This window comes from Tessaracoccus lacteus (genome assembly GCF_029917005.1).
In the GTDB taxonomy this organism is placed as follows: domain Bacteria; phylum Actinomycetota; class Actinomycetes; order Propionibacteriales; family Propionibacteriaceae; genus Arachnia; species Arachnia lactea.
The window spans coordinates 200,825-227,033 of sequence record NZ_CP123967.1 but is presented as its reverse complement, the minus strand read 5'-3'; the positions used below and the strand labels follow the sequence as shown (position 1 = coordinate 227,033).

Sequence of the window (26,209 nt, the reverse complement as noted above, 5' to 3'; positions counted from 1 at the left end):
ACGGAGGTGGACCGTGATCATCAGGAAACAGCTGCGCGACCGGCTCGGCGGACGTGCGCCTGCGGACGTCCGACCCCGAGCGCAGTGGAGCCTCGCCGGCCGGGCACTACTCGCCGACCCCGCGCCGATGCCGACGTCCGCGCACCCCGATGTCGGCCATCGGTCTCGCCGTCCGGATGCCGGAAGTTGTCAACAGCTGTCGGCAGGGCCGCGCAATGACCCGTTGCGGGACGTAGATTCTCGCCTCCAAGGGAGGAGCGACGATGCACAGACCCCAGCGGCCACCCACACCCGCGCCGGCGAGGCCGGACGGGGTCCAGCTGCGAGCCCAGCGCAGCCCGCGGCTGATCGCGCTGGGGGTCCTGCTCGTCGTCCTGGGTGGCATTGCAGCCGCCAGCCTGTACGCGGCCAACACTCACCACCGCAGCGTGGTCGCGATGGCGGGTGACGTCACACGCGGCCAGGTCATCGGGCGCGAGTCGCTGACGGTGGTCGAGGTCCCCGAGACCCTGGCGACCGAGGCGCTCGACGGTGAACGCCTCGACGAGCTGGTCGGCCAGCGCGCCCTCACAGACCTCCCTGCGGGCGCGTTTCCGCAGCCCGGGCACGTCGGGGACGACCCGCTGCCCGACGGTCAGGGGCTGGTGGGACTCAAACTCACGCCGGGCCGGCTGCCCGCCTCGGAGGTGGTCCCCGGCACGGAGCTGCTGGTCGTGTCGCTCGCCGAGGCGGACACCACGGCCGTCGAGGCCACGGCCGCCTCGTCGCCCGTGTTCCTCGATGACGGCGTGACCGTCACCCTCGACATCCGCGTGGCCGACGCGGATGCCGCGACGGTGGCCCGGCTCGCGGCCACCGACCTGGTGGCCGTCGTCATGACCGGGGTGGCGTGATGGCCGTCCTCGTCCTCTGTTCCCCGGTTGGCTCGCCCGGCGCGACGACGACAGCGTTGGGGCTCACGCTCAGCTGGCCGCGCGACGTGCTGCTCGCCGACTGCGACCGAGACCCGTCGCAGGCCGTGCTCGCCGGATATCTCCGCGGTCTCGACGCCGGAGGCCGGTCGCTGGTGGGGCTTGCTCAGGTGTACCGGGAGGCGGGAGCGCTGGAGTCGGACCTGCTGCGCCACTGCGTACCGCTCAACCAGGACGGCCACGCCCAGCGTCGCCACCTGCCAGGCTTCACGTCCGCCGGCACGGCCCGCCTGTTCGAACACGTCTGGGGACCGCTGGGCGAGGCCTTCGCCTCGCTCGACAGGCGCGGCGTCGACGTCATCGTCGACGCGGGCCGCGTGACCCACCACGGCCTCCCGTTGGCGCTCCTCACCTCGGCGGACGCCGTCGTGGTGTGCGTGCGGTCGTCGCTGCGGTCGCTCGCCGGCCTGCGGATCCATCTCGCAACGCTGTCGGACCAGCTGGCCTCGCTGCCGGTCGCCGTCGGTCTGGGGCTCGCCGTCGTCGGCCCGGACCGGCCCTACTCGAGCGGGGAGATCGCCGCCCAGTTCGGCGTCCCGGTGTGGGCCCGGCCGCCGTGGGATCCGCGCGCCGCGGCCGTCCTGAGCGACGGCGAGGACGAGCCCCGCCATTTCTCCTCGTCACGGCTGCTCGGCGCGCTCCGCGACGACGCCAGGGTCATCTCGGAGCGCCTCGCGAGGGGCCGGGACCGCGCCTCGGGAATGGTCCCGGCATGAGTGTCGACGAGATCGGCTCCCTGGCAGGGGCCCTGCACCAGCTGGGCGTCACCTACGACCCGGTCGCCGTCCCGTCGCCCGGCCTCACCCCGACCGTCACCGTCCTCGGCGATGTGCCCGAGGTCGACTGGGCGCTGGTGGTGCCGCTGCGCCGCGAGGCCGCCGACGCCATCGCAAGGGCGGCGGACGCCTGGCTGAGCGACCACGGGCGGCCGATGCCGGAGGAGGACCGCCGCGTGCGCGGCCGCGCGATCATCCGCTCGGTGGTCCACGCACACGCCCAGGCCCTGAGTGAGCGGGGCGAGGCGCTGTGGCCCATCGACCTCGAGAACCGGCATGCGGACGCCGTCGAGAACGCCATCTTCGGCTACGGCCGGCTGCAGCCCCTCTTCGAGCTGCAGACCGCGGAGAACATCGAGATCAACGGGCACGACAACGTGTGGGTGCAGCACTCGGACGGTCGACGGGTCGCGCATCCTCCGGTGGCCGACAGCGACGAGGAGCTGATCGAGGCCATCCGCTTCCTCGGGGAGACGGCTGCTCCCCCACGGCCGTTCGACGACCTGCACCCCACGATGACGCTGGCGCTGGGCAACCGGTTCCGGCTGCACGCCATCGGATTCGGCCTGTCGTTCCGCCCGAGCATCGTCATCAGACAGCACCTGCTGACCGACGTCACCCTCGCCGACCTCGCCGAGGATGGCATGCTGCCCGCCTCCGTCGCCCGGCTGCTGCAGGCCGCGGTTCTGGCCCGCCGCTCCATCGTGATCTCCGGCGACCAGGGCGCGGGCAAGACGACGCTGCTGCGGGCGCTGATCGCCGCCATCCACCCCAACGAGAGGTTCGGGACGCTTGAGACGGACTACGAACTGCTCACCCACCTGCTCGCCAACCGTCCGAACGTGCTGGCGCTGCAGGCCAGGGTCGGGATGGGCGAGAACTCGGGGGGCACCGCCCTCGGGTCCTACACCGTCGCGGACCTGATCCCGGAGGCGCTGCGCCAGAACCTCACGCGGCTGGTCGTCGGCGAGGTGCGCGGCGAGGAGGCGGGGGCGATGTTCGAAGCTATGCAGTCAGGAGCGGGGACGTTGAGTACGACGCACTCGCATTCGGCCTCCTCAACCATCGACCGGCTCGCCTCCCGCGTGGCCCAGGGCCGGGTGCTCAGCATCGACGACGCCATGCGCCAGATCGCCCACCACATCGACTTCATCGTCCACGTCACCCTGCGCGACGAGGCCTGGCGGGGAGGCACGAGGTCACGGTTCGTGTCCGAGGTACGGCAGCTCACCGGTGCGATCGAGTCAGGCAGGCCGTCGACGCACCTCGTCTACCGGAAGGCCACCGAGACCTCCCCCGAGGTGTTCGCACCTGAGGCGGCGATGTCCGACGAACTCGCGCCGTTCATGAGGGCCGGATCATGGGGGTGAGTGTCGCGGCGGCGGCCGGCGCCGCGCTCTGTCTCGGGATCGTGCTGATCGTCGCGGGGCTGCGCCGCCGCGAGCGCGAGTTGTCCACAGGACCGTCCACAGGCCTGTGGGTAACCGGGCTGGAACGGTGGAGAACCATGTCCCGCGGTCGCCAGGCCTGGATTGTGGCGGCCCTTGCGCTCGGGCCGCTGGCCGCGGCCGTCAGCGGATGGCCGCTGGCCGCGGTGCTGTTGCCCGCCGTCCTGATCGTCGTGCCCGGCCTCCTCACGCAGCCCGCCCAGCCGGAGATCGACGTCCTGGCGGGGCTCGACCGTTGGGTCCGGCTCGTCAGCACCTCACTCACGTCGGGCAAGTCCGTGCGCGACGCGATCGTCGCGACCCGCGCCCAGGCCCCGGACGTCCTGAAGGAGCCAGTAGCGCGGCTCGTCGCGCGCCTCGACCAGCGGTGGACCATGCGCGATGCGCTGTTCGCGATGGCCGACGAGCTCAACCTGGCCGATGCCGACGCGGTCCTCGCGGCCCTCTCGGTGGCCGCTGCCAGGGGCGGGGGCGGCGCGCGGGTGACGCTCGGGGCGCTGACGGACTCGCTGCAGGACCGCCTGCGGGCGCTGCGGGAGGTCGCCGCGGAGCGCGCCAAGCCACGCGCCGTCGTCCGTCAGGTCACGGTCATCACGCTCGTGGTGCTCGCGATGGCGGTGTTCATGAGCCCGCAGTTCTTCGCGCCGTACACGACCCCGATGGGCAGCCTGCTCGCGGCGGCGCTCGCCGCCACCTACCTCTGCTGCCTGGTCATGCTCCGTCGCAAGACGGTGCCGCCCCCGGCCCCGCGGTTCCTGAGGAGCCAGCCATGACCGCCCTGATCGTCGCCGCCGGGATGTCCGTCGGGCTGGGCCTCTACCTGGTGCTGCGAGGCTCACTGCGCCGCACAGTTGCGCTGGGGGACGCGCTGGCGCTGCTCGACCCGCCCCCGGCCGTGCCGGTGGTGGCCGACGGTGCGGATGGCCTGGAGGGACTAGCCGAGTCGGTGCGGCGCGGCCTGCGGATCCCGGTGTCCGCAGGCCAGCTGCGGCTGCTGAACCTTCAGGGCCGCAGCGTCGGGGACTTCTTCGCCGAGAAGCTGGTGTGGACGGCCATCGGCATCCTGCTCCCCGGGCTGTGGGCGGGGGTGCAGCTCGCCTTCGGCCGATCGCCCGGCGTCCTGCCTCTGGCCCTGTCGCTCCTGGGCGGCCTCGTCGGGTTCTTCGTCGCCGACGTGCGGCTGCGCGGCGGCGCCCACCGCGAGCGGAGGGCCGCGACGGACGCAGTCCACACGTTCTTCGACCTCGTCGTGCTCGAGCGCCTCGCCAACGCCTCCGCCGCCCAGGCCGCCGCCAACGCGGCCGCGGTGTCCGACAGCCCGCTCTTTCGACGTATCAGCGCCGGCCTCGAGCGGGCGCGGCTCGAGCAGACCCAGCCCTGGGGCGAGCTGCGGCGCGTCGCCGTCGAGTGGGACATGCCCGAGCTCACCGACTTCGCCGACATCATGCAGCTGGAGGAGCAGGGCACCGGCCTCGCGGACGTGCTCCGCGCGCGGGTCCGAGAGCTCCGCGACGCCCACCTCGCCCGCCAGAAGGTCGAGGCGCAGGAGACGAGCGAGTCGATGTCTCTCTGGATGACCCTGCCCGCGCTGCTGCTCGGCGTCGCGCTCCTGGCGCCCGCCCTCATGAACCTCCTGACCACCTGACCATTCACACCGAGAGGACACGACCATGCCAACCATCCACGCACTCATCGGCGCACTGATCCAGCTCACGAGGCCGTCACCGCCGCCCGACGAGCGCGGCCTCAGCCAGAGCACCGAGAACGCGATCCTGCTGGCCGGTGCCGCCGGCATCGCCCTTGTGATCGTCACGGTCATCACCGCCTACGTCACCGACAACCTGCCCGGCTGACCGTGCCCGCCCCCGTCCGCACGACCGTGCGCGCCCTCGCGTCCCTCGCCGCCCTGGCCGCGGTGCTCGTCGGCGTGCCGTGGTTCCTGGCGCGCTTCGCCGACCCGCGCCCGCTGCTCGCGGTCGACTGGCCTCGAGTTGTCTCGGGGCCTCCGGACGCCGGGCTGCTAGTGGCGGTGCTCGGGCTGCTGGGCTGGGCTGCGTGGGCATACCTCACCGCCGCGGTCGTGCTGGAGGCGGCCTCGCTGCTGAGTCGGCGACGGCTCGCTGTCACGTTGCCGGGCACGGGCTGGCTGCGGCCGACGGTCGCGGCCCTGCTCGTCGCGGCAGCGGCCTCCCCCGTGGTCGCGGCCTCGGCGGATCCGGGGACGGCTACACCCCCCGCCCCAGGGACGAGGGATCCGGCCGCCGAGAAGTCGGACCCGGACGAGTCGCCGGACGAGAGCAGCACCCATGTCGTCGGGGCCGGGGAGGAGCTGTGGGACATCGCCGAGCAGCAGCTCGGCTCCGGGGACCGCTGGCGGGAGATCGTGGAGGCCAATCCGGGCCTCGACGCGACTGCACGGCTCGAGCCGGGGACCCGGCTCCGCCTGCCCGAGCGACCCGACGCGGCCAGGGCCGCCGGCACCGCCGAGACCAGGGTGGTGGTCCAGCGCGGCGACACCCTCTGGGGCATCGCGGAGCAGGCCCTCGGCGACCCGCTCCGGTGGCCGGAGATCCACGAGGCGAACCGGGAGCTGGTCGCGGACCCGGACGAGATCCAGGTCGGCTGGGTGCTGCGCCTCCCCGAGGTGGTCGAGGAACCTACCGATGCGGCTGCGGAGGAGGCGCCGGTCGGCGCGGAGCCACCGGCTGCGGCACAGGAGCCTCATGACTCAGCCCGGGCGGTCGCCGACCCGGCTGATACCGGGACCCTGAGCGTCGAATCTGTCGAGACGCGCAATGCCGCAGACGAGGTTCCCGTGTCATCAGCCACCGCGGAGGCGTCCCTCCCGACCGGACCGGGGGCGGACACCGCAGCGAAGCCCTCGGCCGGGCAGGTGGCCGCGATCGGCGCGGCGCTGGCGGCCGCGGTGCTCGGCGGCCTCGCCACCCGTCGGCGTGCGCAGCTGCTCGGCCGGGCGGTCGGGCGTCGGCTCGTGCCCATCCCGGACCAGGTGGCCCGGTTCTGGACGGCCCTGTCGCAGCGGGCCGAACAGCATGAGCCGGGGCCGATGCGGGGGATCACGCCCACCACCGTCGTCCTCGGCTGGGACGACGACGGCGCGCAGGTGCTCCTCGACCTCGCGGTCGAGCGCGCCACCCGGCTGACCGGCCCTCAGGCCGAGGCCCTGCTGGCCGCGCTGGTGACGGGCCTGTCGTGCGCGCCCTGGTCGGACGAGGTTCAGCTGATTGTGACGGGTGACACCGCGTGGGCCGAGGCCCTCGACGATCCCCGCATCGAGGCGGTGGCCTCACCCTACGACGCGATCACGCGGCTGTCCCGACTCTGCTCCGAGCGTCGACTGGCCCTGCGCTCGCGGACGCTGGGCGAGGTGTCGTCGGATCCGGACGTCGGCCAGGCGTGGGCGCCGGTGGTGTTCGTCTTCGAGCGCCCGCTCACAGGCACCCAGCCCGACGCCGTCGCCGACGCGCTGGCGCTGGGAGAGGTGGGCGTGCAGGTGCTGTTGACCGGCGATCCACCGCTGCCCAACGGGCCGTCGACCACCGTCGAGGCGGGATCCGACCTTGCCCGCTGGGGAGACCTGGAGTTCACCCCCCAGCTCGTCAGCGGGCCGGCCAGACGGGCTCTGATCGACCTGTTCGAGGCCACGGGCTCCCCCCGAACACTCCCCGCCCCCTGGTGGGGCCATCCCAGAACCCAGCCCATCGACCCGAGCGAGGAGCCCGCCATGACCGGTCAGCCCGCCTCCCCTGGGCACCCGCAGGTGATGCTGCTCGGCGACGTCGACCTCGTCGACGCGGCCGGTCCTCCGCCGAGCCGCGCCCGCACCTCGTGCATCGAGTACGCCGCCTGGCTGCTGGCCCATCCCGGCTCCCGCGCCTCGACCATGGCGTCGGACCTGCTCGTCGCCGAGGGGACGCGACGCTCCAACATGAGCCGGCTGAGGACGTGGCTGGGCGCCGACCCGGACGGCACGCCCTACCTGCCCGACGCGTACTCGGGTCACATCTCGCTCGACCCGCGGGTCAGCTCCGACTGGGAGCAGTTCCAGGCCCTGCTCGGCGCGGGCGTCCAGGGGTCGCCTGACGCGGCCCTCAGGTCGGCGCTACGGCTCGTGCGCGGCCAGCCGCTGGGCACCGCGGCCTTCCAGTGGCCGTGGGCCGAGACGCTCCGTGCCGACATGGTCGCGATGGTCGTCGACGCGTCGTGCACGCTGGCCGACCGCGCCATCCAGCGGGGCGACGCCGTCCTCGCGCTGTGGGCCGCGGGCCGCGGCCGACTCGCGGCACCCAGGGACGACGAGGTCGCCGTGCGGGAGATCGACGGGCTCGCGCTCGCCGGGCGCGGCGACGAGGCGAGGTCAGCGGTGCTGGCCGTGACCCGCGCGGCACGAGCGGCAGGCCGCGATCTCGCCCCTCACCTGGCCCTCAGGATCAGCCTCGTGCTCGAACGGGAGCGGGCGGTCGCGTCGGCAGGTTGAGTCAGACGTCCAGCGACTTGGCGTAGCCGACGACGAATGCCCCAGCCACCACGAGCGCGAGGCCCGCCAGCGTCCAGATGAGCTCCCTGCGGGTGCGGTGTTCCCCCAGCCACCAGATGCCGCCGAGCGTGGACAGGATGACGCCGAGCTGCGCGAGCGTGAACCCGGTGGCGACGCCGACCATGGAGCTGGTGATCATCAGCACGAGGATCGCGATGGCCCACAGCACGCCCGCGACCATGAACGGGATGGTGGCGCGGCTCCAGCGGGTGTCGCGGCCGTCGCCGTCGCGCATGATCCGGGGGCTCGTCAGGACCAGTGCGGCAAGTCCGTAGCCGACCGCCTGCGGCAGCATCGCGTCGCGGCCGCTGATGCCGAAGTACTGCACGATCACCAGGAAGCCGACCAGGCCGACGGTGGAGGTGGCGAGCAGCCGGGCGCCGAGCCGCCAGTCGAGCTGGTCTCCCTCGGCGCCCTTCTCGCGTCGCGACGTCAGCCAGACGCCCGCCACGAGCATCGCGATGGCGACGAGGCCGACGGGCATGGCCCCGGCCCCGCGCCACTCGCCCATCAGGACGACGCCGGCGAGCGAGGCGGCGACGAGCTGCAGACCGGTGGAGATCGGCATCGTCCGGGACACGCCGAGCACCCGCAGGCACCGCGTCTGGTCCCGGATGCCGATGAAGGCGCTGACGCCGGAGATGAACGAGATGATGACGATCTGCGGCGACCACTTGGCCCCGAGGAACGGCGTGGCAACCAGGGCCGTGAGGAAGGCGCCGGCAAAGATGCCGAAGACCTTCTGGCGATCGTCGCCCTGCCAGCGGCCCAGGATCAGCGAGAACGTGCCGAACAGCAGTGACGGGCTCGCGGCGATCAGGTACGGCAGCATCGGGGTCCTTCGGGATGCGCGCCGCTTCGCCGCGCGTCAGTAGCCAAACGCAACAAAGCCTAGTGCCCGGCTTGCGACCGACGGAATCCGGCGTCGGTCGGCCCGGATCCCCGCGCCAGACCGGTTCCCGAGCCTGTCGAGGGGCGCCGAGCGAAGCGAGGCGTCAGACCCGCGCCCATCCCGTGCACAACGATGCCCATATCCCGAGCCGTGGAACATAGGAACACGTACCCCCACCTGGGCATCGTTGTGCACGACAGCCGAGCGCGGAGAGGTGGCGGCGCCCCTGCCTCAGCCGATGGCGGCGAGGTCCTCGCCGATGGCGACGATGGCGCCCGGCTGGACACGGATGGTCAGGGTGCCGTCGCGGTGGGCGACCACCGGCGACTCCATCTTCATGGCGTCGATGACGGCGACCTGCTGGCCGGCCGTGACCGACGCGCCGTCGTCGACGAGCCAGCGGACCAGCGCCCCGGGAGTGTCGGCCTCGAGGATGGCCGGGTCGGTCTCCGGAGCGGCCGACTGCGCGCCGGGGGCGCCGGCGGACAGGCCGGCGAGGAGGGCACCGGGGATCCCGACCATCACCCGGCGGCCGTCGATCTCCAGCGGGAAGCGGGTGAGCTCCGGATCGGACGCGGCCAGCGCGCGGGGCTGCGCCTCCAGCCGGGGCATCAGGTCGCGCTCGATCCACTGCGTGTGGACGGCGAAGGTGTCGGTGGCGAAGGCCTCGTCGGCCAGGGCCGCGGCCGCGAACGGCGCGACGCTGGCGACGCCGTCGACCTGCAGTTCCCGCAGCGCGCGACGCGCGCGGACCAGGGCGGCCGGACGGTCGTCCGCGTGCACGATCAGCTTGCCCATCAGCGAGTCGAAGGCGGCCTGCACGTCGTCGCCTGCCTCGACGCCCGCGTCCCAGCGGACGCCAGGGCCGGCGGGGATGCGCAGCCCGACGATGTGGCCGGGGCTGGGCAGGAAGCCGCGACCGGGATCCTCCGCGTTGATGCGCAGCTCGATCGCGTGGCCGCGCGGCTCGGGAGTAGCGGCGACGGTCATCGGCTCGCCGGCGGCGATGCGGAACTGCTCGCGCACCAGATCGACGCCGGTGACCTCCTCGGTCACGGGGTGCTCGACCTGCAGTCGGGTGTTGACCTCCAGGAACGAGATGACGCCGTCCGCGCCCATCAGGAACTCGACGGTGCCGGCGCCGCGGTAGTTGACGGCGGCGCAGATGTCGCGGGCGGCGGTGTGGATCCGGTCGCGCTGCTCGGGGGTCAGCCCCGGAGCGGGCGCCTCCTCGACGAGCTTCTGGTTGCGGCGCTGCAGCGAGCAGTCGCGGTCACCGACCACGACGACGGTGCCGCGGCCGTCGCCGAGGACCTGGGCCTCGACGTGGCGGGGGCTGTCGAGGAACCGCTCGACGAAGCACTCCCCACGGCCGAACGCGACCTCGGCCTCGCGGGACGCCGACGTGAACGCCTCCGCGACGTCGGCAAGCTCGCGGGCGACCTTGAGCCCGCGGCCGCCGCCGCCGAACGCGGCCTTGATCGCGATGGGCAGCCCGTGCTCCTCGGCGAAGGCGACGGCCTCGCGGGCCGAGCCCAGCGGCGAGTCGGTGCCCGCGACGAGCGGGGCGCCGACGCTGGTCGCGATGCGCCGCGCGGTGATCTTGTCGCCCAGCTGCTCGATGCTCTCGGGAGCCGGGCCGATCCACGTCAGCCCGGCCTCCTCGACGGCGCGCGCGAACTCGGCACTCTCGGAGAGGAACCCGTAGCCCGGGTGCACGGCGTCGGCGCGCGCCTCGCGCGCGACCTCGAGGATGCGCGCGATGTTCAGGTAGGAGTCGGCGGGCGTCGCGCCGCCCAGCGCGTACGCCTCGTCGGCGAGCCGCACGTGCATCGCGTCGGCATCCTGGTCCGCGTACACCACGATGGAGACGTAGCCCGCCTCGGCGGCGGCGCGGATGACGCGCACTGCGATCTCGCCACGGTTGGCAACGAGGACTCTCTTCACGTGTTCTCCTCAGTCGATGGCCGCGTCGACGACGCGGAAGCGGATACGGGCGCCGGGCGGGAGCTGGCCGGCGAGGTCGAGATCCCGGTCGACCACCGCTCCGATGATGGGATACCCGCCCGTCAGCGGGTGATCCGGGAGGAACAGTACCGGCTGACCGTCCGGCGGCACCTGGATGGCCCCCGTGACGGCGCCCTCGCTCGGCAGCTCGCCGTCGCGGGAGCGCTCGAGCGCGACATCGCCCTGCAGGCGCACCCCGACGCGGTCCGAGCGGGCCGTGACGGACCACTCCTGAGTGGTGAGCGTCGCCAGCGCGTCGGGGGTGAACCAGTCGTCGCGCGGCCCGAGCACGATGCGCAGCTCGACCACGTCGCCCGCCCGCGGCAGGTCCTCCCGCGCCGGGACGTGCGGGTCGACGGAGCCGGGAGCGGCGGCCGGGCCCGACGCGGGGACGACGTCTCCGGCCGACAGCCCGAGGCCAGGCAGGTCGAGGGGGCCGATGCCGCCGAGGGTGTCGACGGCGACGCTGCCCAGCGCGGGGGCTAGCGCGAATCCGCCGCGGACGGCGATCGCGACCCGCAGCCCGGCGGCCAGCCCACGCAGATGCAGCTCGTCACCGTCGGCCACCGCGACGGCGACGCCCGTCGGGACCGGAACCGGATCGCCCTCGACGGGGCGGAGCTGCGCGTCGGCCGGTGCCCCGGCGATCGCCACGACGGTGTCGCCGCGGAACCGCAGCACCGCGCCGCCGCCCGCCTGCTCGAGGACGGCCGAGTCGGCCCGGTTCCCGACGGCGCGGTTGGCGTCGCGGAGGGCGCGGCGGTCGGCCGCACCAGAGGCGGACACCCCCAGCGCCGCGTTGCCCGGCCGTCCAAGGTCTTCCACCAGCAGCTGCAGCCCCGGCCGGACGACCTCGACCGCATGACCCGCGACGCCGGCCGTCGACGCGACATCCGAAGCGGCGGACAGCGCCACCGACTCCCGCTCGGCGACGGTGAACCTCACCTCATGCCCCGGCACGAACAGCGCCGGGGGCTCGCGGAGCAGGTCGAACATGGTCTCGTCCGTGCGGCCGATCAGCTGCCAGCCGCCGGGGCTCTCGCGCGGGTAGACGCCCGAGTAGTCGCCGGCCAGCCCGACCGAGCCGGCCGGGATGCGGGTGCGGGGCGTCGTACGACGGGGCACGTCGAAGAACGGGTCGTCGCCGACGAGGTACCCGAAGCCGGGCGCGAACCCGGTGAACGCGACGCGCCAGGTGGCGGCGGTGTGGCGGGCGACGACCTCGCGGGCGGAGACGCCGAGCAGCTCGGCGACCTCGTCGAGGTCCTGCCCGTCGTAGTGGACGGGGATGGTGACGACCTCCGCCCGCGCGGCGCGCTCGTCGGCGGGACGGACGTCCAGCAGACGTCGTCGCAGCGTGGCCTCGTCGACCCGCGACGGGTCGAACGGGATGAGGATCGTGCGCGCGGCCGGGATCAGCTCCTCGACGCCGACCAGTCCCCCCGACTCCAGCTCAGCTGCCAGCGCTGCGTGCACCCGCATCGACGTGCCGAGGTCGGCCTCCTCCACCAGCAGCGCGCGGTCCGAGGCGCGCAGCACGCGTCTCACGCGAGGTACTCCGAGTCCGGGACGTCGGTGATGAACATGTAGCCGGGGGCGTGCGTGACGGCGAACGGCGGGCGCGACGCGAAGATCGCCGCCTGCGGCGTGACGCCGCAGGCCCAGAAGACGGGGATCTCGCCGTCGCGGACGACGGGCGCGTCGCCGTAGTCGGGGGCCATCAGGTCGGCGATGCCGAGCGCTTCGGGGTGCCCGACGTGCACGGGCGCGCCGTGCACGGCCGGGTAGCGGCCCGAGATGGTGACGGCGTCGGCGACCCGGTCCGCCGGGATGGGCCGCATGGACACGACCAGCTGGCCCGACAGCCGGCCGGCCGGGGCACAGGCGCGGTTGGTGCGGTACATCGGCACGTTGCGGCCGAGCTCCTGGTGGCGCACGGGGATGCCGGCGTCGACGAGGCCGGCCTCGAACGTGAACGAGCAGCCGATCAGGAACGAGACCAGGTCGGGGTGCTCCTCCCAGGCGGCCAGCGCGTCGTCGGTCTCGGCGACCAGCTCCCCGTCGCGCCAGGTGCGGTAGCGGGGGATGTCGGTGCGGATGTCGGAGCCGGGCGCGAGCCGCGACTCCCACTGGCCCGGCTCGAGCACCTCGAGCACCGGGCACGGGCGGGGGTTGCGCTGCGCGTAGAGCAGGACGTCGAACGCCCAGTCCGCGGGCACCGAGATGAGGTTGGCCTGCGTCAGGCCGTGCGCGACGCCGCTCGTCGGCGCGGCCGTGCCCGCCCGGTACGACGCGCGGGCCGCCCGCGCCTGAGCGAGCTGCGCCTCGGTCGCGACGCTCATGCGGAGACCCCGGCGAAGGGCGCGATCTCGACTCCCTCAGCCGAGAGCAGCGTCCTGGTCGCGGCGGCCATCGCGATGGCCCCGTCGCTGTCGCCGTGCACGCAGATGGAGTCGGCACGCACCGCGACGGTGGCGCCGTCGATCGCCTCGACGACACCCTCCGTAGCGAGCCGCAGCATGCGCCGGGCGACGAGGTCGGCGTCGTGCAGCACCGACCCGGGCTGCGTCCGCGACACCAGCTCCCCCGTCGGCGTGTAGGCGCGGTCCGCGAACGCCTCCGCCGCGGTCGCCAGCCCGGCGGCCTCCGCGACGTCGAGCACGACGCCACCGGCGAGGCCGAGCAGCACCAGCGACGGGTCGACGGCGCGGACGGCCGCGACGACGGCGCGGGCCTGGCGCTCGTCGCGCGCGATGGTGTTGTAGAGCGCGCCGTGCGGCTTCACGTAGACGACGCGGCCGCCGACGGCCATGGCCATCGCGATGAGCGCGCCGAGCTGGTACTCGACCTGCGCCTGCAGCGTCGCCGAGTCGACGTCCATCGCGAGCCGGCCGAAGCCCTCGTAGTCGCGGTAGCCGGGGTGGGCGCCGATGGTGACGCCCTTCGCGACGGCGGCCGCGAGCGTCGCGCGGATGCCCTCGGGGCTGCCCGCGTGGAAGCCGCACGACACGTTGGCGCTGGTGACGAGGTCGAGCATCGCCTCGTCGTCGCCGACGATGCGGTCGGGGACGTTCTCCCCGAGGTCCGAGTTGAGGTCGATCCGTCCCATGGTCACGCCCCGATGCCGATGAACTTGAAGATCGGGCCGACCGAGTTGATACCCATGTACCAGCTCAGCGCCGTGGCGAGGATGCCGACGACGAGCAGCCACACGGGGTACTGGTAGCCGCCGAGGATGTCCTTCTGGCGGAAGACCCCGATGTACATGAAGATCGTCATGCCGATCGGCAGGATCAGGCCGTTGAAGCCGCCGACGAACACGAGGATCGCGGCAGGCGCGGCGCCCAGGGCGAGGTAGACCAGCAGCGAGAACACAATGAAGACCACCGTCGCCCACTGCAGGGGCCGGCCGGTGCCGAGCTTCTTCGAGAACGTCGAGATGAACGTCGCCGACGTGTACGCGGCGCCGATCACGGACGTGAGCGCCGCAGCCCAGAAGATCAGGCCGAAGATGCGCAGGCCCGCGGTTCCGAGCACCGCGCCGAACGCCTGGCCGGCCGGGTTGGCGGCGGAGGTGGAGGTGTCGAGGACAACGCCGGACGCGACGACGCCGAGGATCGCGAGGAACAGCACGTAGCGCATGACGCCGGTGACGAGGATGCCGGTGAAGGATGCGCGGTGGACCGACGTGACGTGCTCAGGGCCGGTCAGGCCGGAGTCGAGATAGCGGTGGGCGCCGGCGTAGGTGATGTAGCCGCCGACGGTGCCGCCGACGATGGTGGTGATCGTGGCGAAGTTCAGGGTGTCTGGGACGAAGGTCTGCTTGAGCGCCTCTCCGATAGGCGGCGCGGAGATCACCGCGACGATCACCGTCATGACGATCATCACCACTCCGAGCACCATCACGACCGCGTCGACGACGGGGCCGGCCTTCCTGAACAGGAAGATGCCGATCGCGAGCAGGGCAGTGATGGCGCCGCCGATCTTCGGGTCGATGCCCAGCAGCGCGTTCAGGCCGAGCCCGCCGCCGGCGATGTTGCCGATGTTGAAGGCGAGGCCGCCCATGACGATGAGCACCGCGAGCACGTAACCCGAGTAGGGCACCGCCTGGTTGGCCAGGTCTCCGGCGCGCTTGCCCGCGACGGTGATGATGCGCCAGACGTTCATCTGCAGCGCGAAGTCGATGAGCACCGACACCAGGATCGCGAACGCGAAGGCTGCGCCGAGCTGTGCGGTGAAGGTCGCGGTCTGGGTGATGAACCCGGGTCCGATGGCCGAGGTGGCCATCAAGAAGATCGCGCCGAGGACGGGTCCGCGCCGGGACTTGGCGAACTCCTTGGCCGTGGTGGTGCTGGTCTGCGACATGGCGCCTCCCGATCTCTCACGCCGCGGCCCGTTGCCACGACTGCCCGCGAGTCGATGCCCGTCGGATTGTTCAACAAGCTAGTTCTGCGATGTTTCATGCTTGTTGCGACCATCATCCGGACACTCGGCCTAGGATTCGCCCATGCGTCCCCACCGCCGCGCAACCGTGGCCGACTCCCTGCGACAGCGCATCATCTCCGGGGACTTCGCCCCCGGCACCCGCCTCTCGGAGGAGTCCCTTGCCAAGGCGGAGAACGTGTCGCGCAACACCCTGCGCGAGGCCTTCCGGGTCCTGCAGGAGCAGCGGCTTGTCGAGCATCTGCCCAACCGCGGGGTGTTCGTCGCCAGCCCGCGCCGCTCAGACGTGGCCGACATCTACCGCGTGCGGCGCTGGATCGAGACCAGGGCGCTGGCGACCGCGACGGTCGACCACCCGCAGGTCGACGCCATGCGGCTAGCCGTGCTGGACGCGGAGTCCGCGCTGCGGCGGGGCGACTGGCAGGCCGTCGGCACGGCCAACATGGTCTTCCACGCGGCGATCGTCGCGCTCGCCGACAGCCCCCGGCTCATCCGCCTGTTCCAGGACCTCTCAGCCGAGCTCCGACTCGCCTTCCTCGAGCTGAAGAGCCCCGAGGAACTGCACGGGCCCTTCGCGCCACGCAACCGCGCCCTCCTGGCGACCTTCGAGGCAGCCGGCGGCGCGGCCGCGGCCGCGGAGCTCGACGCGTATCTCGCCGACTCCCTGGCCTACCTGCTGACGACGCTGGGCTGATCCTCGGCCGCGAGCGGGAACGCGTGGATGAACACCTTCACGCGGCGCTGGCCGGCGGCCTCCTTGTCACGGGTGGCGGCCACCTCCTCGACGGCCTCGTCGAGGGCAGCCTGCAGGCGCTGCGTGAGCGCCGCCAGTTCGTCGGCGGTGAGCGAGAGCGACGCCTCCGCGTTGATCGCGGCCTCCGACCATGCCTCGTCCTCGCCGTCGACGGCGTCGGCCCAGGCGACCTGGAGTTCGGCGGCCCGACGCGACCAGTGCTGGAGCGTCACGGCCGCGGCGAGCTTCGACTCGTCGTCGACGATGCTCTCGAGGCCGTAGGAGAAGCCCTCCGGCCGCCACCAGCGTTCGCGCGCGCTGCCACGCTCCGTATCCTCGGACACCAGCCCGTGGCGCTCCAGCTGGCGCAGGTGGTAGCTCGTCTGCCCGGAGCTCTCCCCCAGCGCGCGCGCCAGCATCGACGCGGTCGCCGACCCGTGGTCCTTCAGGTAGTCGTACATCCGCATCCGGAGCGGATGCGAGAACGCCTTGAGAGTGTCGGAGTCGACGTATCTGCGGGGGCTATTGACCTCGGACATGGTGCAGAGTTACCTTTGCATAGAAAGCTTTGCATAGTTTCTTCTGCGACCAAGTCTAGGGGATCGACATGACGACGACAGCTGCATCCGCGACGACGCCAGCCCGGCTCGGCGCCCCCTTCCGCGCCCACCTGGGCGCCGTCGGCCTGGCGAACCTCGCCGACGGCATCGTCCAGACGGGGGTGCCGCTGCTGGCGATCGCGCTGACCCGCGACCCGTTCATCGTCGGCCTGCTCACCGCGGCCGTCTGGCTCCCCTGGCTCGTCGGCGCCCCGCTGGCCGGGGTCTTCGTCGACCGCTGGGACCGCCGGGTGACCATGATGGCGGCGCTCGGCCTGCGCGCCGGACTGCTCGGCCTCGTGGGCGTCGTCGCGGCGACGGGGTCGCTGACGGTCTGGTGGCTGATAGGGCTGGCGCTGGCCTACGGCTTCACCGAGGTCTTCACGGACCTGTCCGCGGCGGCCCAGGTCCCGGCCCTCGTCGGGCGCGAACCGACCGCGCTCCAGGCGGCCAACTCCCGGCTGTTCGCCGTCGAGGCCGCGACGAACACCTTCGCCGGACCTCCGCTCGCAGGCCTGCTCGTCGGCCTCGGCGCCACGTGGGCCATCGGCGTGCCGGGCGTGCTGGTGGGCGTGGCCGTCCTCGTCCTGCTGACCTGCCTGCGCGGCCGGTTCGTCGCCGAGGCCAGGCCCGACGTCCTCCCCGACCTGCGCCGCGAGCTGGTCGAGGGCATCTCCGTCACGTTCCGGCACCCGGTGCTGCGGCCGCTGGCCATCTCGTCGGGCATGTGGAACTTCGCCTCGAGCGCGTTCTCGGCCGTCATCCTGCTGTGGATGGTCGGCGAGGGGTCCGCCGGCGGACTCACCGAGACGCAGTGGTCGCTGGTCGTCGTGGCGATGCCTGTCGGCGCGATCGCGGGCAGCCTGGTCGCGGGGAAGCTGCTCGCCCGCTGGCCGGAGATGCGGGTGATGGTGGTGTGCTGGGGCGGCAACGCGGTGCTCAACCTGATTCCGCTGCTCTGGCCGACGATCTGGGGACTGGCGCTCTTCCTGCTGTTCGTCGGGCCGCTCGGCGTCATCGGCAATGTGGTCAGCTCGTCGCTGCGACCGCGGATGGTGCCGCCGGACCTCCTCGGCAAGGTGACCGGCGCGGGCCGGATGGTCGCGTTCGGGTCCATGCCGCTGGGAGCCCTGATGGGCGGCGCGGCCGCGACGCTGTGGGGCATCCCGACGGTGCTGCTCGGCGTCGTCGCGGTGATGCTGGTCGCGACGGCCCTCGTCTGGCGCACCGTCCCGGGCAGCCTGGTGCGGCACTACGAACTGGCGGCCGACGCGGGCTGATCCGCCCGCGCCGGGCCCGGCCTCAGCCCTTGGTGGCGCCCTGTGTCAGGCCGGCGACGATCCAGCGGCTCGCGAAGGCGAACAGCACCATCGTCGGCAGGATGGTCAGCACCGCGGCCGCGGACATCGGCCCCCACTCGATGTTGAAGCTCGAGATGAAGCTGTTCAGCGCCGTGGGGATCGTCTTGTGGCTGTCGGTGTTGATCAGCGTCACGGCCAGGAAGAGCTCGTTCCAGCAGTTGACGAAGTTGAAGATGAACGTCGCGATGATGCCGGGCGTCATCACCGGGACGATCACTCGCCACAGCGCCCCGAACCGGCTGCAGCCGTCGACCATGGCCGCCTCCTCCAGGGAGTCGGGCACGTTGTCGAAGAAGCCGCGCAGCATGATCGACGAGAAGGGGATGGTCATCGCGATGTAGATCAGCACGAGCCCGAACCGGCTGTCGACGAGTCCGAGGTTCGTGAACATCTGGTAGAGCGGGCCGAGCGCGATGAAGGCCGGGATCATCTGCGTCACGAGGAACGCCAGCATGACCGCACCCTTGCCGCGGAACGTGAAGCGCGAGAGCACATACGCGCTGAGCAGCGCGATCGCCGTGCCGACGACGCCGGCCGCGGCCGAGACGACGATGCTGTTGAGCAGGTAGCTGCCGAACTGCGACTTGTTGAAGAGGCTGGCGTAGTTCTCCAGGGAGAACTCGCGCGGCCAGTACCGGACCGGGTATTCGGCGATCTGGTTCGCCGGCTTGAGCGACGTCAGCAGGATCCAGTAGAGCGGGAACAGCGTGATGATCATCCACACGCCGAGGCCGAGGATCCGCAGGTAGGTCAGCCACTTCGGGTCCCTGTTGATCATGACTTCTTCTCCCTCGTGAGCAGCGCGAGGTACAGGCCGGTGAACACGACGAGGACTCCCATGGTGATGAACCCGAGCGCCGACGCCAGGCCGTACTCACCCTGCTGGGTGAACTTGATCATCCAGGTCGTGGCAATCTGCGTCTGGTCGGCGGGCCCGCCGCCGGTCATGGCGTAGATGATGTCGGGGAAGTTGAAGATCCAGATCACGCGCAGCAGGACCGTCAGTACGAGGGTGGTCCGGATGGTCGGGATGGTGATCTGGAACAGCATCCTGGCGCGACCGGCACCGTCGAGCGCGGCCGCCTCGTACAGCTCGTCGGGCACGGACTGGAGGGCGGCGAGGATCATGATCGAGAAGAACGTGACGCCGTACCAGACGTTCGCGACGATGACCGCCACCAGCGCCAGGTCCGGGTCGGCGAGCCAAGGGACGGGCGCCTCCACGATCCCGAACCGCATCAACAGGTCGTTGACGACGCCGAACTCGGAGTTGAACATCCAGCGGAACAGGATGCCGATCAGGAAGCCGGACACGGCCCATGGGTAGAAGACGACGGCCTGGTACAGGCCGCGGAACCGGAACTTCTTCCGCAGGGCCAGAGCGATGAGGAACCCGATGATGAACTGCGGCACCAACGACCCGACGACCCAGATGACCGAGTTCCACATCACCCGTGTGAAGGCCGGATCCGCCATGAGCGTCTGGAAGTTGCCCCACCCGATGAAGGGTGTGCTGGTCAGGTCCCACAGGGACCACTGCCGAAACGCCATCTGGCCGCCCACGAGCAGGGGGTAGTACGTGAACACCAACACGAACACGAAGGCCGGAGCCAGGAAGGCCAGCATCGTCAGCGCCGTGCGCCCGTTGAACTCGCGCCGCCGCCCGGCGGGGCGGGTGCGTCGGGCACCCACCCCGCCTGCGGTCTCACCGCTCAGCGATGACAAGGCTCAGGCCTCCCACTTTTCGGTCCAGTACTGGTCCCAGCCGCTCAGCAGGTCGGCCGTCGACATCTTGCCGAGGAGGACCTGCTGCAGGTCGGACTCGGAGCGCTGGCTCCACTCGGTCCACCAGGAGGAGCCGCGGGGCTCGACCACCGACAGGTAGGTGTCGGGGGCGGAGGTCATCTCCACGTAGGCGGCCCAGGGGCCGGTCTTGAAGAACTCGTCGTCGGCCGCCTCGGCGAGGATGGGGACCAGCGAGTTCTCCTTGGCGAACGTGGTGGATGCGTCTCCGGAGAGCCACTCGACCAGCTTCACCGCCTCCTCCTTGTGCTCGGACGCCTCCGCGACGCCCCAGCCCGCGGTGGCCATGGGCCAGGCGGCCTTCCCCGTCGGGCCGACGAGGTTCGGCGCCACGCTCCACTGGTCCTCGGTCAGCGACGAGTCGTTGACCACGCCGATGACCTCGGGGTCCTGCAGGAGGAACGCGGTGGAGCCGTTGGTGAAGGCCTGCACCATCTCCGCGTAGCCCCACGCGACCGACGACTCGGGCGAACCGGTCTTGAACAGCTCGATGTACTTGTCGATCGCGGTCTGGGACTCGGGGGTGGAGAAAATCGAGTCGCCGCTGGTGACCTTGTACGCGTTCTCCGCGTCGAGGTTGTCGGCGTTGTAGGCCTCGAGGATGCTCATCACCTGGCCGATGGAGTTGGCTCCGCCGCGGAAGGCGTAGCCGTAGCGGTTCTGAGCCGGGTCCTGGATGGCCGTTGCCTGCTCGACGAGCTCGTCCCAGGTCTTCGGGGCGCCGTCGAAACCGGCCTCCTTCACCAGGTCGGTGCGGTAGAAGAGGCTGAGGCCATAGAAGCCGTAGGGAACGAAGTAGCCCTTGCCCTCCGAGTCGATGGTGAACGACTTCGCCTGATCGGTCAGGTTCTCGTAGCCGTCCCAGCTCTCCAGGTCGCCCGCCATGTCGTAGAGCCAGCCGTTGTTGCTGAACGGGCCGACGGTGAGGTCGCGCACCTCCAGCACGTCGACGCCCGAGCCGGACTGGAGCATCTGCTGGATCTTCTGGTCGGCCTGCTCGGTCGGCGGAGACACGAGCTGGACCTTGATCCCGGGGTTGGCCTCCTCGAAGTCGGCCAGCATGGTCTTGAGCAGTTCGGTGCGGGTCGGGTTGGTGAGCGACTCCACCATCTGCAGGGTCACCTCACCCCCGTCCGCGCCGTCCGTTCCGCCGCCGCCAGCGCAGCCGGTCAGCGCCAGAGCGAGAGCCGATACCGCCGCGACGGCGGTCGTGATCTTCGTGCGCATGGATCCTCCTTGTGTGGTTGGTTGTCAGGCCGTGTGGCTTCCCCTGGCTGATTCCTGCGACCAGCGGTGAAGCAGGGGGATTCCCACCGCGGCCAGGTACTGGTAGTCGTCGAGACCGTTGTAGAGGTGCGCCGACAGGCGGAGGTAGCCCTTCCCTCCGAACTCGGTGAAGGCCATCGCTATGCCGGTGGCGTCGCCGAACGGGACGCGCAGGGCGTCGGCCTCGTCGTGGGTCGATCCGAGAGTCCCCGGCAGTGCGAGGAGCCGCAGCGGGCCGACGGGCTGGCCGACGTCGGGCACCGACTCATCGACGAGCCCCTCGAGAGCGGCGGAAACGATCCGGATCCCCTCGTCGAGGGTCTCGCGGGAGCGGCGACGGATCTCGGACCAGCCGACGGTGGAGTCGAGGTGTCGCCAGGCGAATGGCGCGACGAGCCAGGGGGTCAGGTCCATCGTCCCGGTGTGGTCGAACCGCTGCGGGAAGGGCAGCTGGGCTCCCCACGAGTCGATCAGGGGGAAGAGCTCCTGTCCGTCGCCCCTGGTGACCAGCAGAGCCGCCCCGCGCGGCGCGCAGACGAACTTGTGGAGGTTCCCGACCCAGTAGTCGGCCTCGCGGCACACCGGGTCGGCCAGCACGCCGGGGGCGTGCGCGCCGTCGACGAGCGTCAGGACGCCGCGCTCGCGGGCGGCCCGGCAGATCTCGTCTACGGGGAACTCCCTCGCGGTGGCCGAGGTGATCTGGTCGATCACCAGGAGGCGCGGCCGGTGCTCATCCATCGCCGCGGTGATCAGGGCGAAGACGTCGTCAGCTGGCGCGTCCAGGGGGATGGCGACCTCGGTCGCGGTGCCACCCGTCCGTGCGACCAGTCGCTGAGCACCCATGGTGACGGCACCGTAGCCATGATCGGTGAGCAGCACATCAACCGCGCCGGCCGTCATCAGCGATTGGTACACGACCGAGGCCCCGGCCGAAGCGTTCTGGACCAGCGCCAGGTGCCCGCGGTCGACGCGCACCAGGTCGGCCAGCTCCTCCCGCGCAGCCGCCACCCGGGGGGGCATGCTCGCGAACCACCGCACGGGGTTCCACTCTGCGATGGCGCGCAGGCGGTTCTGCTCCTCCTGCACGGCGACGGGGACCGCGCCGAAGGAGCCGTGGTTCAGGTGCTTGACGCACGGGTCCAGCGTCCAGCGCAGCTCCGGATCGAGCACCGAGGGATATGCCATGAATTGAACCTCCTTGTCCGACAATTCCTAGACCCTGGAGCATTCAACGTGGAAGGGTTTTGACCAAACCGTTACATAATTGTCTGACAATCGATCGATTTGCCCGTATGGTCGACACTGGGGCAATAGGGCATGGAGGAAACTATGAGCGCCGTCGAGACCGCACGCCTGGGGCTTGCCCGGATGATCGCCTCCGGGGAGATCGGCTCCGGGGACAGACTCCCGAGCGAGGCCGAGCTCTGCGAGCGGTTCGGGGTGTCGCGCAGCTCACTCCGCGAGGCACAGAAGATGCTCGCGGTCGCCGGCGCGCTGACCACGTCCGGCGGCAGCAGCGCCACCGTCTCGGACATGAGTGCGCAGAGCATCATGTCCGGACTCGAGATGGTGTTCCCCCTCCTTCCCCTCAACAGGTTCCTGGAGCTTCTGCCCCTGCGGGAGGTCCTCGAGGGGCACGTCGCAGCGCTGGCGGCGGCGCGGCTGACCGATGCGGAGTGCGCCCGGCTTATCGAGCTGGCCGACGAGCTGACGCGCACCGAGCCGTCGGACCTCGCGCAGCAGCTCGACGCCGACTTCCACCAGCTCATCATCAGCGGGGCGAAGGACGAGATGATCGCGCAGCTGCTGAGCATCGTGCGGCGACGTGGTCGCGACTACCGGATCTTCGACGAGGGCAGCCACGGCCACGAGATGAAGGCCATCAGCGACGCCGCCCACCGCGAACTGGCCCTCGCCATCGCCGCACGCGACCCCGAGACCGCGCGGTTCCTGGCGATGCAGCACGTCCGCGCCACCTTCGTCTGGCTGAGCGGGCTGCAGCCCGTCCCCACTGTCGAGGGCTCAGACGACGCCGATCAGAGCCGAGTGCACTGAGAGCTCGGGTGCCGACGGGCTACGACCCGACGATCCGGGATCCCGTCTCCACCCACACGTCCCAGCCGAGCTTGAGGATCAGCGCGGCCACCACCACCAGGAACACGGTGCGGACGAAGCCCGCGCCCTTGGCGATGGCCGTGCGGGATCCGAGGTAGCTGCCGGACATGTTGGCGACGGCGAGCAGCAGGCCGAGCCCCCAGACGACGGCGCCGGTCGGGATGAACAGCAGCAGGGCGCCGAGGTTCGTGGCGTAGTTGACGATCTTCGCCGTCGCGCTGGCCGCGACGAAGTTATACCCGATGACGCTGACGAGCGAGATGACCAGGAAGGTGCCGGTCCCGGGGCCGAGCACGCCGTCGTAGAAGCCGATCACCACGCCCAACCCGCAGGCTGCGAGGAGGTGCCGGGCACCATGGAAGCGCAGCGCGGTGGCCGCGCCGAGGTGGGGCCGGACGGCGACGAACGTCGCGACGGCGATCAGCACCAGCACGATGATCGGCTTGAACACCTCCGCCGGAAGTGACGACGCGACGGCCGCGCCGCCCACGCTCGCCAGCATCGCCAGCCCAGCCATCGGCAGCGCGGTGCGCAGGTCGGGGCCGACCCTGCGGTAGAACGTGAGGCTCGAGGTGGCGGTGCCGAAGATGGACGCCAGCTTGTTCGTCGCGAGGGCCTGTACCGGGGCCAGGCCGGGCACGAGCAGCAGGGCGGGCAGCTGCAGCAGCCCTCCGCCTCCGACGACCGCGTCGACCCAGCCTGCCGCGAACGCGACCGCCAGGACAAGCAGGAGCGTCTGCCAGCCCATGTCAGCGGGGAACCAGGCGTCGAGCAGAGTCACCGGGCGAGCCTAACCGCCCGTCGGCGAACCGCCCCAACGGCGCCGACCTGGTCCCGAGGGGCGGCCACCCGGCAAGGCGGATAGGCTCACAGGCATGCCTCCGGGAACCCCTGAAACGTCACCGCTGGAGAGCCCCGCGCCCGGGCCCCGGCACACGCTCGCGCGGGTGCTCTCGCTGGTCATCAGCGCCGCCGTCGTCGCGACCTGCCTCACTTGGTGCACGCTCGCCTTCGCCCCCTTCTCCCGCCCGGTGTGGGCCGTGATGCTGGTCATCGCGACGGCCATCGCCAACGCGGTCGTCATGCGTGCCTCCAACCGCGACCAGATGCTGGCCCTGACCGCCGCCCCGGCGATCTTCCTCATCAACGCCTCGCCCACCAACCTGGGTGCGGTCATCACCTTGTGGCTCTTCGGGTCGGCGCTCGGCACCCTCGTGCGACTACGCAGCCCCGCCCGGGCGCTCGAGGTGACGGCGAACATGGTGTTGGGCGGCGTCGTGATGGCCTCGTGCTGGACCATCCTCGATGCCCAGGCCGCGCCGCTGATCATCCTCTCAACCTTGCCGACGGCGGCGTTGTTCCTCACGCGGCTCGTGATCTCGTCGCTGCGTCTGGGGTTCTTGGCCGGGACCCCCCTGCTCAGCGCCGCCCGGGCCATCACCTGGTCGCGGGCGCTGACGATGTGGCTGCTCGTGACCGCGGCGACGCTGGGCGGTCATGGCATCGCGCTGGTCGTGGGAACCGCCGCGCCGACGACCAGCGGCGTTCAGGCGAAGCTGCTGGGATCGCTGCTCGTCAGCCTCATCGCGCTGACGCTCGGCACCTACTTCGAGTACACGCGCGTCGAGTCGCGGCTCCGCGGGCTCGTCAAGGCGGCGAAGGCGCTGCCCTGGCCGAGCGAGGTCCCCGTCGCGGAGCAGGCAGCGGAGTTCCTGGAGGAGGCGCTGCCCCACCGGGTCATCACGCTGACCAGCGATCCGGAGGCACCCATCGCCGTGCCCCTGCCCGGAGGGTTCCTCCAGGCGCACCGCACCCACTTCCAGCCCCCGCTGAGAGCCGAGGACCGCGAGCTCGTCGAAGCGTTCGCCAACATCGCACAGTCCACCGCCGATGCCGGCACGGAGCGCGCGAAGCTGCACCGCGCCGCCACCCGCGATCCCCTCACGGGCCTGCTCAACTACCGCGGGTTCACCGAGTCGCTGACGTCCCTGGAGCACCTGGACGGCTCCGGCATCGCGATCATGTATCTCGATCTTGACGGGTTCAAGGCCATCAACGACTCGCACGGCCACGGTGTCGGCAACCTCGTCCTGCAGACCGTCGCCGAGCGCCTCCAGTTGGTGCTGGCTCCCGACGACATCGCCTCGCGGGTCGGCGGCGACGAGTTCGTCGTCCTCCTCGTCGGGCTGCACGATGCCCAGGCCGCCCAGCGCACCGCCGAGAACATCGCCACCGTCGTCAGCACCCCGGTTCTGGCCGAGGATGCGCTCGTGCTGGTCAACGCCTCCTTCGGGCTCGCCTTCACCGAGTCGAGGTCGCCGGACGTCGCGGAGCTCATGCAGTTCGCCGACGCGCGCATGTACGAGTCGCGCGGCAACCTGGCACCGGCGGCACCGCGCGACGCCGCCTGCCCCGGATTCCAGGTCCACGACATTGACGAGCTGCTGAACGCGATCACTCAGGCGATCACGTCGGGCGGCATCGACCTGGCCTACCAGCCGATCATCGACACCCGCGTCGAGCAGGTGGTGGCGATCGAGGCGCTGGTGCGGGTCACGCACCCGAAGCTGGGCGCGATCCCCGCCGACATCGTCGTGCACGAGGCCCGGAGGCTGGGTCTGGTGACCGACCTGAGCACCGCGGTGCTGTCGCGCGCGCTCGCCGATCTGGAGGAGTTCGGCGCCGCCGGTCGCTTCCCGCTGGACCTGCACTTCAACGTCGACGTCGAGCAGATCACCGACGCGACCTTCCGCACCGCGCTGGGCCACTTCCTCGACGCCACGGACGTCACCGTGACGCTGGAGCTGAGCGAGACGTCGCTGCACCGGGCGCTCGAATCGACGTTCGAGGAGCTCGAGGAGCTGAACCACAGCAACCGCCTGCAGATCGCTCTCGACGACTTCGGCGTTGCGCAGAGCACGCTGCAATCTGTCGTCGACTACCCGCTGAGCGTGCTGAAGGTCGACCGCTCGCTCGTGCACGACATGGGCGACGAGAAGTCGCGACAGGTGCTCGCCGCGCTGTCGACCCTGTGCGACGGCCTCGGGATCCGGATGGTCGTCGAAGGCGTAGCGGAGGAGGCGCAGCTGCGCGCGCTCGTCGACGTCGGTGTGCCCTTCGTGCAGGGCTACTACTTCGGCGCCCCCATGAGCGCCTCGGCGCTGGCCGACAGGTTCAGGAACTACGGCACGACGTGCCCGGAGTGCACGCGGCTGACGCAGTCGGCCGGCGCGTGAT

23 protein-coding genes are annotated in these 26,209 nt (G+C 71.5%); 11 read left to right on the top strand and 12 right to left on the bottom strand.

Features of this window, described 5'->3' with window-relative positions; translation table 11 throughout:
- Window positions 1-263 precede the first annotated feature (263 nt).
- From QH948_RS01035 to QH948_RS01005, 7 genes are read left to right on the top strand one after another with little or no spacing between them, the layout of a single operon-like run.
- Entirely contained in the window at window positions 264-893 is a 630-nt protein-coding gene (locus QH948_RS01035) for an SAF domain-containing protein (RefSeq protein WP_281145133.1), read from the top strand.
- Window positions 893-1,687 carry a CpaE/TadZ family protein gene (locus tag QH948_RS01030; RefSeq protein ID WP_281145132.1) on the top strand — a complete coding sequence of 265 codons (795 nt, stop codon included), beginning with the start codon at window positions 893-895 and terminating at the stop codon, window positions 1,685-1,687. Before QH948_RS01035 ends, QH948_RS01030 begins: the two co-directional genes overlap by 1 nt.
- Entirely contained in the window at window positions 1,684-3,117 is a 1,434-nt protein-coding gene (locus tag QH948_RS01025; RefSeq protein ID WP_281145131.1) for a TadA family conjugal transfer-associated ATPase, read from the top strand. Before QH948_RS01030 ends, QH948_RS01025 begins: the two co-directional genes overlap by 4 nt.
- Window positions 3,108-3,968: a type II secretion system F family protein gene (locus QH948_RS01020; RefSeq protein WP_281145130.1), complete on the top strand. Its 861-nt coding sequence runs from the start codon at window positions 3,108-3,110 to the stop codon at window positions 3,966-3,968. The genes QH948_RS01025 and QH948_RS01020 overlap by 10 nt, the downstream gene beginning before the upstream one ends.
- Window positions 3,965-4,840: a type II secretion system F family protein gene (locus QH948_RS01015; RefSeq protein ID WP_281145129.1), complete on the top strand. Its 876-nt coding sequence runs from the start codon at window positions 3,965-3,967 to the stop codon at window positions 4,838-4,840. The genes QH948_RS01020 and QH948_RS01015 overlap by 4 nt, the downstream gene beginning before the upstream one ends.
- Before the next feature lie 25 nt (window positions 4,841-4,865).
- On the top strand, window positions 4,866-5,048 hold the full coding sequence (locus QH948_RS01010; RefSeq protein ID WP_281146230.1) for a hypothetical protein: 183 nt from the start codon (window positions 4,866-4,868) through the stop codon (window positions 5,046-5,048).
- 2 nt (window positions 5,049-5,050) lie between these two features.
- A complete protein-coding gene (locus QH948_RS01005; RefSeq protein ID WP_281145128.1) occupies window positions 5,051-7,693 on the top strand; it encodes a LysM peptidoglycan-binding domain-containing protein in 2,643 nt (880 codons plus the stop codon).
- Between the two features lies 1 nt (window position 7,694).
- Here QH948_RS01005 and QH948_RS01000 read toward each other — a convergent pair whose 3' ends face one another.
- From QH948_RS01000 to QH948_RS00975, 6 genes are all read right to left on the bottom strand, one after another.
- Window positions 7,695-8,585: a GRP family sugar transporter gene (locus QH948_RS01000; RefSeq protein ID WP_281145127.1), complete on the bottom strand. Its 891-nt coding sequence runs from the start codon at window positions 8,583-8,585 to the stop codon at window positions 7,695-7,697.
- Between the two features lie 291 nt (window positions 8,586-8,876).
- Complete coding sequence (locus tag QH948_RS00995; protein ID WP_281145126.1) at window positions 8,877-10,592, bottom strand: acetyl/propionyl/methylcrotonyl-CoA carboxylase subunit alpha; 1,716 nt, start codon at window positions 10,590-10,592, stop codon at window positions 8,877-8,879.
- 9 nt (window positions 10,593-10,601) lie between these two features.
- On the bottom strand, window positions 10,602-12,200 hold the full coding sequence (locus QH948_RS00990) for a 5-oxoprolinase subunit B/C family protein (protein WP_281145125.1): 1,599 nt from the start codon (window positions 12,198-12,200) through the stop codon (window positions 10,602-10,604).
- Window positions 12,197-12,994 carry a putative hydro-lyase gene (locus QH948_RS00985; protein WP_281145124.1) on the bottom strand — a complete coding sequence of 266 codons (798 nt, stop codon included), beginning with the start codon at window positions 12,992-12,994 and terminating at the stop codon, window positions 12,197-12,199. The genes QH948_RS00990 and QH948_RS00985 overlap by 4 nt, the downstream gene beginning before the upstream one ends.
- Window positions 12,991-13,761 (bottom strand): LamB/YcsF family protein, encoded by a 771-nt coding sequence (locus QH948_RS00980; protein WP_281145123.1) that lies wholly within the window; start codon window positions 13,759-13,761, stop codon window positions 12,991-12,993. The genes QH948_RS00985 and QH948_RS00980 overlap by 4 nt, the downstream gene beginning before the upstream one ends.
- 2 nt (window positions 13,762-13,763) lie before the next feature.
- A complete protein-coding gene (locus QH948_RS00975) occupies window positions 13,764-15,017 on the bottom strand; it encodes an NRAMP family divalent metal transporter (RefSeq protein ID WP_281145122.1) in 1,254 nt (417 codons plus the stop codon).
- A gap of 142 nt (window positions 15,018-15,159) precedes the next feature.
- On the opposite strand from QH948_RS00975, the gene QH948_RS00970 reads away from it, so the two are divergent.
- Window positions 15,160-15,789, top strand: coding sequence for a GntR family transcriptional regulator (locus tag QH948_RS00970; RefSeq protein ID WP_281145121.1), 630 nt, complete (start codon window positions 15,160-15,162; stop codon window positions 15,787-15,789).
- Here the strand turns inward: QH948_RS00970 and QH948_RS00965 are convergent.
- Window positions 15,765-16,367 (bottom strand): helix-turn-helix domain-containing protein, encoded by a 603-nt coding sequence (locus tag QH948_RS00965; RefSeq protein ID WP_281145120.1) that lies wholly within the window; start codon window positions 16,365-16,367, stop codon window positions 15,765-15,767. The two genes, QH948_RS00970 and QH948_RS00965, sit on opposite strands and share 25 nt — an antisense overlap.
- Before the next feature lie 68 nt (window positions 16,368-16,435).
- On the opposite strand from QH948_RS00965, the gene QH948_RS00960 reads away from it, so the two are divergent.
- Window positions 16,436-17,707 carry an MFS transporter gene (locus tag QH948_RS00960; protein WP_281145119.1) on the top strand — a complete coding sequence of 424 codons (1,272 nt, stop codon included), beginning with the start codon at window positions 16,436-16,438 and terminating at the stop codon, window positions 17,705-17,707.
- Between the two features lie 22 nt (window positions 17,708-17,729).
- Here the strand turns inward: QH948_RS00960 and QH948_RS00955 are convergent, their stop codons facing one another.
- From QH948_RS00955 to QH948_RS00940, 4 genes are read right to left on the bottom strand one after another with little or no spacing between them, the layout of a single operon-like run.
- On the bottom strand, window positions 17,730-18,566 hold the full coding sequence (locus tag QH948_RS00955) for a carbohydrate ABC transporter permease (RefSeq protein ID WP_281145118.1): 837 nt from the start codon (window positions 18,564-18,566) through the stop codon (window positions 17,730-17,732).
- Window positions 18,563-19,513: a carbohydrate ABC transporter permease gene (locus tag QH948_RS00950; protein ID WP_255555989.1), complete on the bottom strand. Its 951-nt coding sequence runs from the start codon at window positions 19,511-19,513 to the stop codon at window positions 18,563-18,565. The genes QH948_RS00955 and QH948_RS00950 overlap by 4 nt, the downstream gene beginning before the upstream one ends.
- 3 nt (window positions 19,514-19,516) lie before the next feature.
- Window positions 19,517-20,818, bottom strand: coding sequence for an ABC transporter substrate-binding protein (locus QH948_RS00945; protein ID WP_281145117.1), 1,302 nt, complete (start codon window positions 20,816-20,818; stop codon window positions 19,517-19,519).
- A 24-nt stretch (window positions 20,819-20,842) separates the two neighbouring features.
- Window positions 20,843-22,042: an aminotransferase class V-fold PLP-dependent enzyme gene (locus QH948_RS00940; RefSeq protein WP_281145116.1), complete on the bottom strand. Its 1,200-nt coding sequence runs from the start codon at window positions 22,040-22,042 to the stop codon at window positions 20,843-20,845.
- A gap of 144 nt (window positions 22,043-22,186) precedes the next feature.
- Between QH948_RS00940 and QH948_RS00935 the strand changes: the two genes are divergently transcribed.
- Window positions 22,187-22,912: a FadR/GntR family transcriptional regulator gene (locus tag QH948_RS00935; RefSeq protein WP_281145115.1), complete on the top strand. Its 726-nt coding sequence runs from the start codon at window positions 22,187-22,189 to the stop codon at window positions 22,910-22,912.
- Between the two features lie 19 nt (window positions 22,913-22,931).
- Here QH948_RS00935 and QH948_RS00930 read toward each other — a convergent pair whose 3' ends face one another.
- Window positions 22,932-23,753 carry a TSUP family transporter gene (locus QH948_RS00930; RefSeq protein ID WP_281145114.1) on the bottom strand — a complete coding sequence of 274 codons (822 nt, stop codon included), beginning with the start codon at window positions 23,751-23,753 and terminating at the stop codon, window positions 22,932-22,934.
- 166 nt (window positions 23,754-23,919) lie between these two features.
- Between QH948_RS00930 and QH948_RS00925 the strand changes: the two genes are divergently transcribed.
- Window positions 23,920-26,208 (top strand): putative bifunctional diguanylate cyclase/phosphodiesterase, encoded by a 2,289-nt coding sequence (locus tag QH948_RS00925; RefSeq protein WP_281145113.1) that lies wholly within the window; start codon window positions 23,920-23,922, stop codon window positions 26,206-26,208.
- The last annotated feature ends 1 nt before the right edge of the window (window position 26,209 follow it).

Bases quoted from the DNA above. Each gene is read 5' to 3' on its own strand.
- QH948_RS00935 (WP_281145115.1), top strand. From the start codon at position 22,187: ATGAGCGCCGTCGAGACCGCACGCCTGGGGCTTGCCCGGATGATCGCC.
- QH948_RS01025 (WP_281145131.1), top strand. From the start codon at position 1,684: ATGAGTGTCGACGAGATCGGCTCCCTGGCAGGGGCCCTGCACCAGCTG.
- QH948_RS00975 (WP_281145122.1), bottom strand. From the start codon at position 15,017: ATGTCGCAGACCAGCACCACCACGGCCAAGGAGTTCGCCAAGTCCCGG.
- QH948_RS01035 (WP_281145133.1), top strand. From the start codon at position 264: ATGCACAGACCCCAGCGGCCACCCACACCCGCGCCGGCGAGGCCGGAC.
- QH948_RS00955 (WP_281145118.1), bottom strand. From the start codon at position 18,566: ATGATCAACAGGGACCCGAAGTGGCTGACCTACCTGCGGATCCTCGGC.
- QH948_RS01010 (WP_281146230.1), top strand. From the start codon at position 4,866: ATGCCAACCATCCACGCACTCATCGGCGCACTGATCCAGCTCACGAGG.
- QH948_RS01020 (WP_281145130.1), top strand. From the start codon at position 3,108: ATGGGGGTGAGTGTCGCGGCGGCGGCCGGCGCCGCGCTCTGTCTCGGG.
- QH948_RS01000 (WP_281145127.1), bottom strand. From the start codon at position 8,585: ATGCTGCCGTACCTGATCGCCGCGAGCCCGTCACTGCTGTTCGGCACG.
- QH948_RS00945 (WP_281145117.1), bottom strand. From the start codon at position 20,818: ATGCGCACGAAGATCACGACCGCCGTCGCGGCGGTATCGGCTCTCGCT.
- QH948_RS01030 (WP_281145132.1), top strand. From the start codon at position 893: ATGGCCGTCCTCGTCCTCTGTTCCCCGGTTGGCTCGCCCGGCGCGACG.
- QH948_RS00985 (WP_281145124.1), bottom strand. From the start codon at position 12,994: ATGAGCGTCGCGACCGAGGCGCAGCTCGCTCAGGCGCGGGCGGCCCGC.
- QH948_RS00970 (WP_281145121.1), top strand. From the start codon at position 15,160: ATGCGTCCCCACCGCCGCGCAACCGTGGCCGACTCCCTGCGACAGCGC.
- QH948_RS00965 (WP_281145120.1), bottom strand. From the start codon at position 16,367: ATGTCCGAGGTCAATAGCCCCCGCAGATACGTCGACTCCGACACTCTC.
- QH948_RS00980 (WP_281145123.1), bottom strand. From the start codon at position 13,761: ATGGGACGGATCGACCTCAACTCGGACCTCGGGGAGAACGTCCCCGAC.
- QH948_RS00960 (WP_281145119.1), top strand. From the start codon at position 16,436: ATGACGACGACAGCTGCATCCGCGACGACGCCAGCCCGGCTCGGCGCC.
- QH948_RS01015 (WP_281145129.1), top strand. From the start codon at position 3,965: ATGACCGCCCTGATCGTCGCCGCCGGGATGTCCGTCGGGCTGGGCCTC.
- QH948_RS00940 (WP_281145116.1), bottom strand. From the start codon at position 22,042: ATGGCATATCCCTCGGTGCTCGATCCGGAGCTGCGCTGGACGCTGGAC.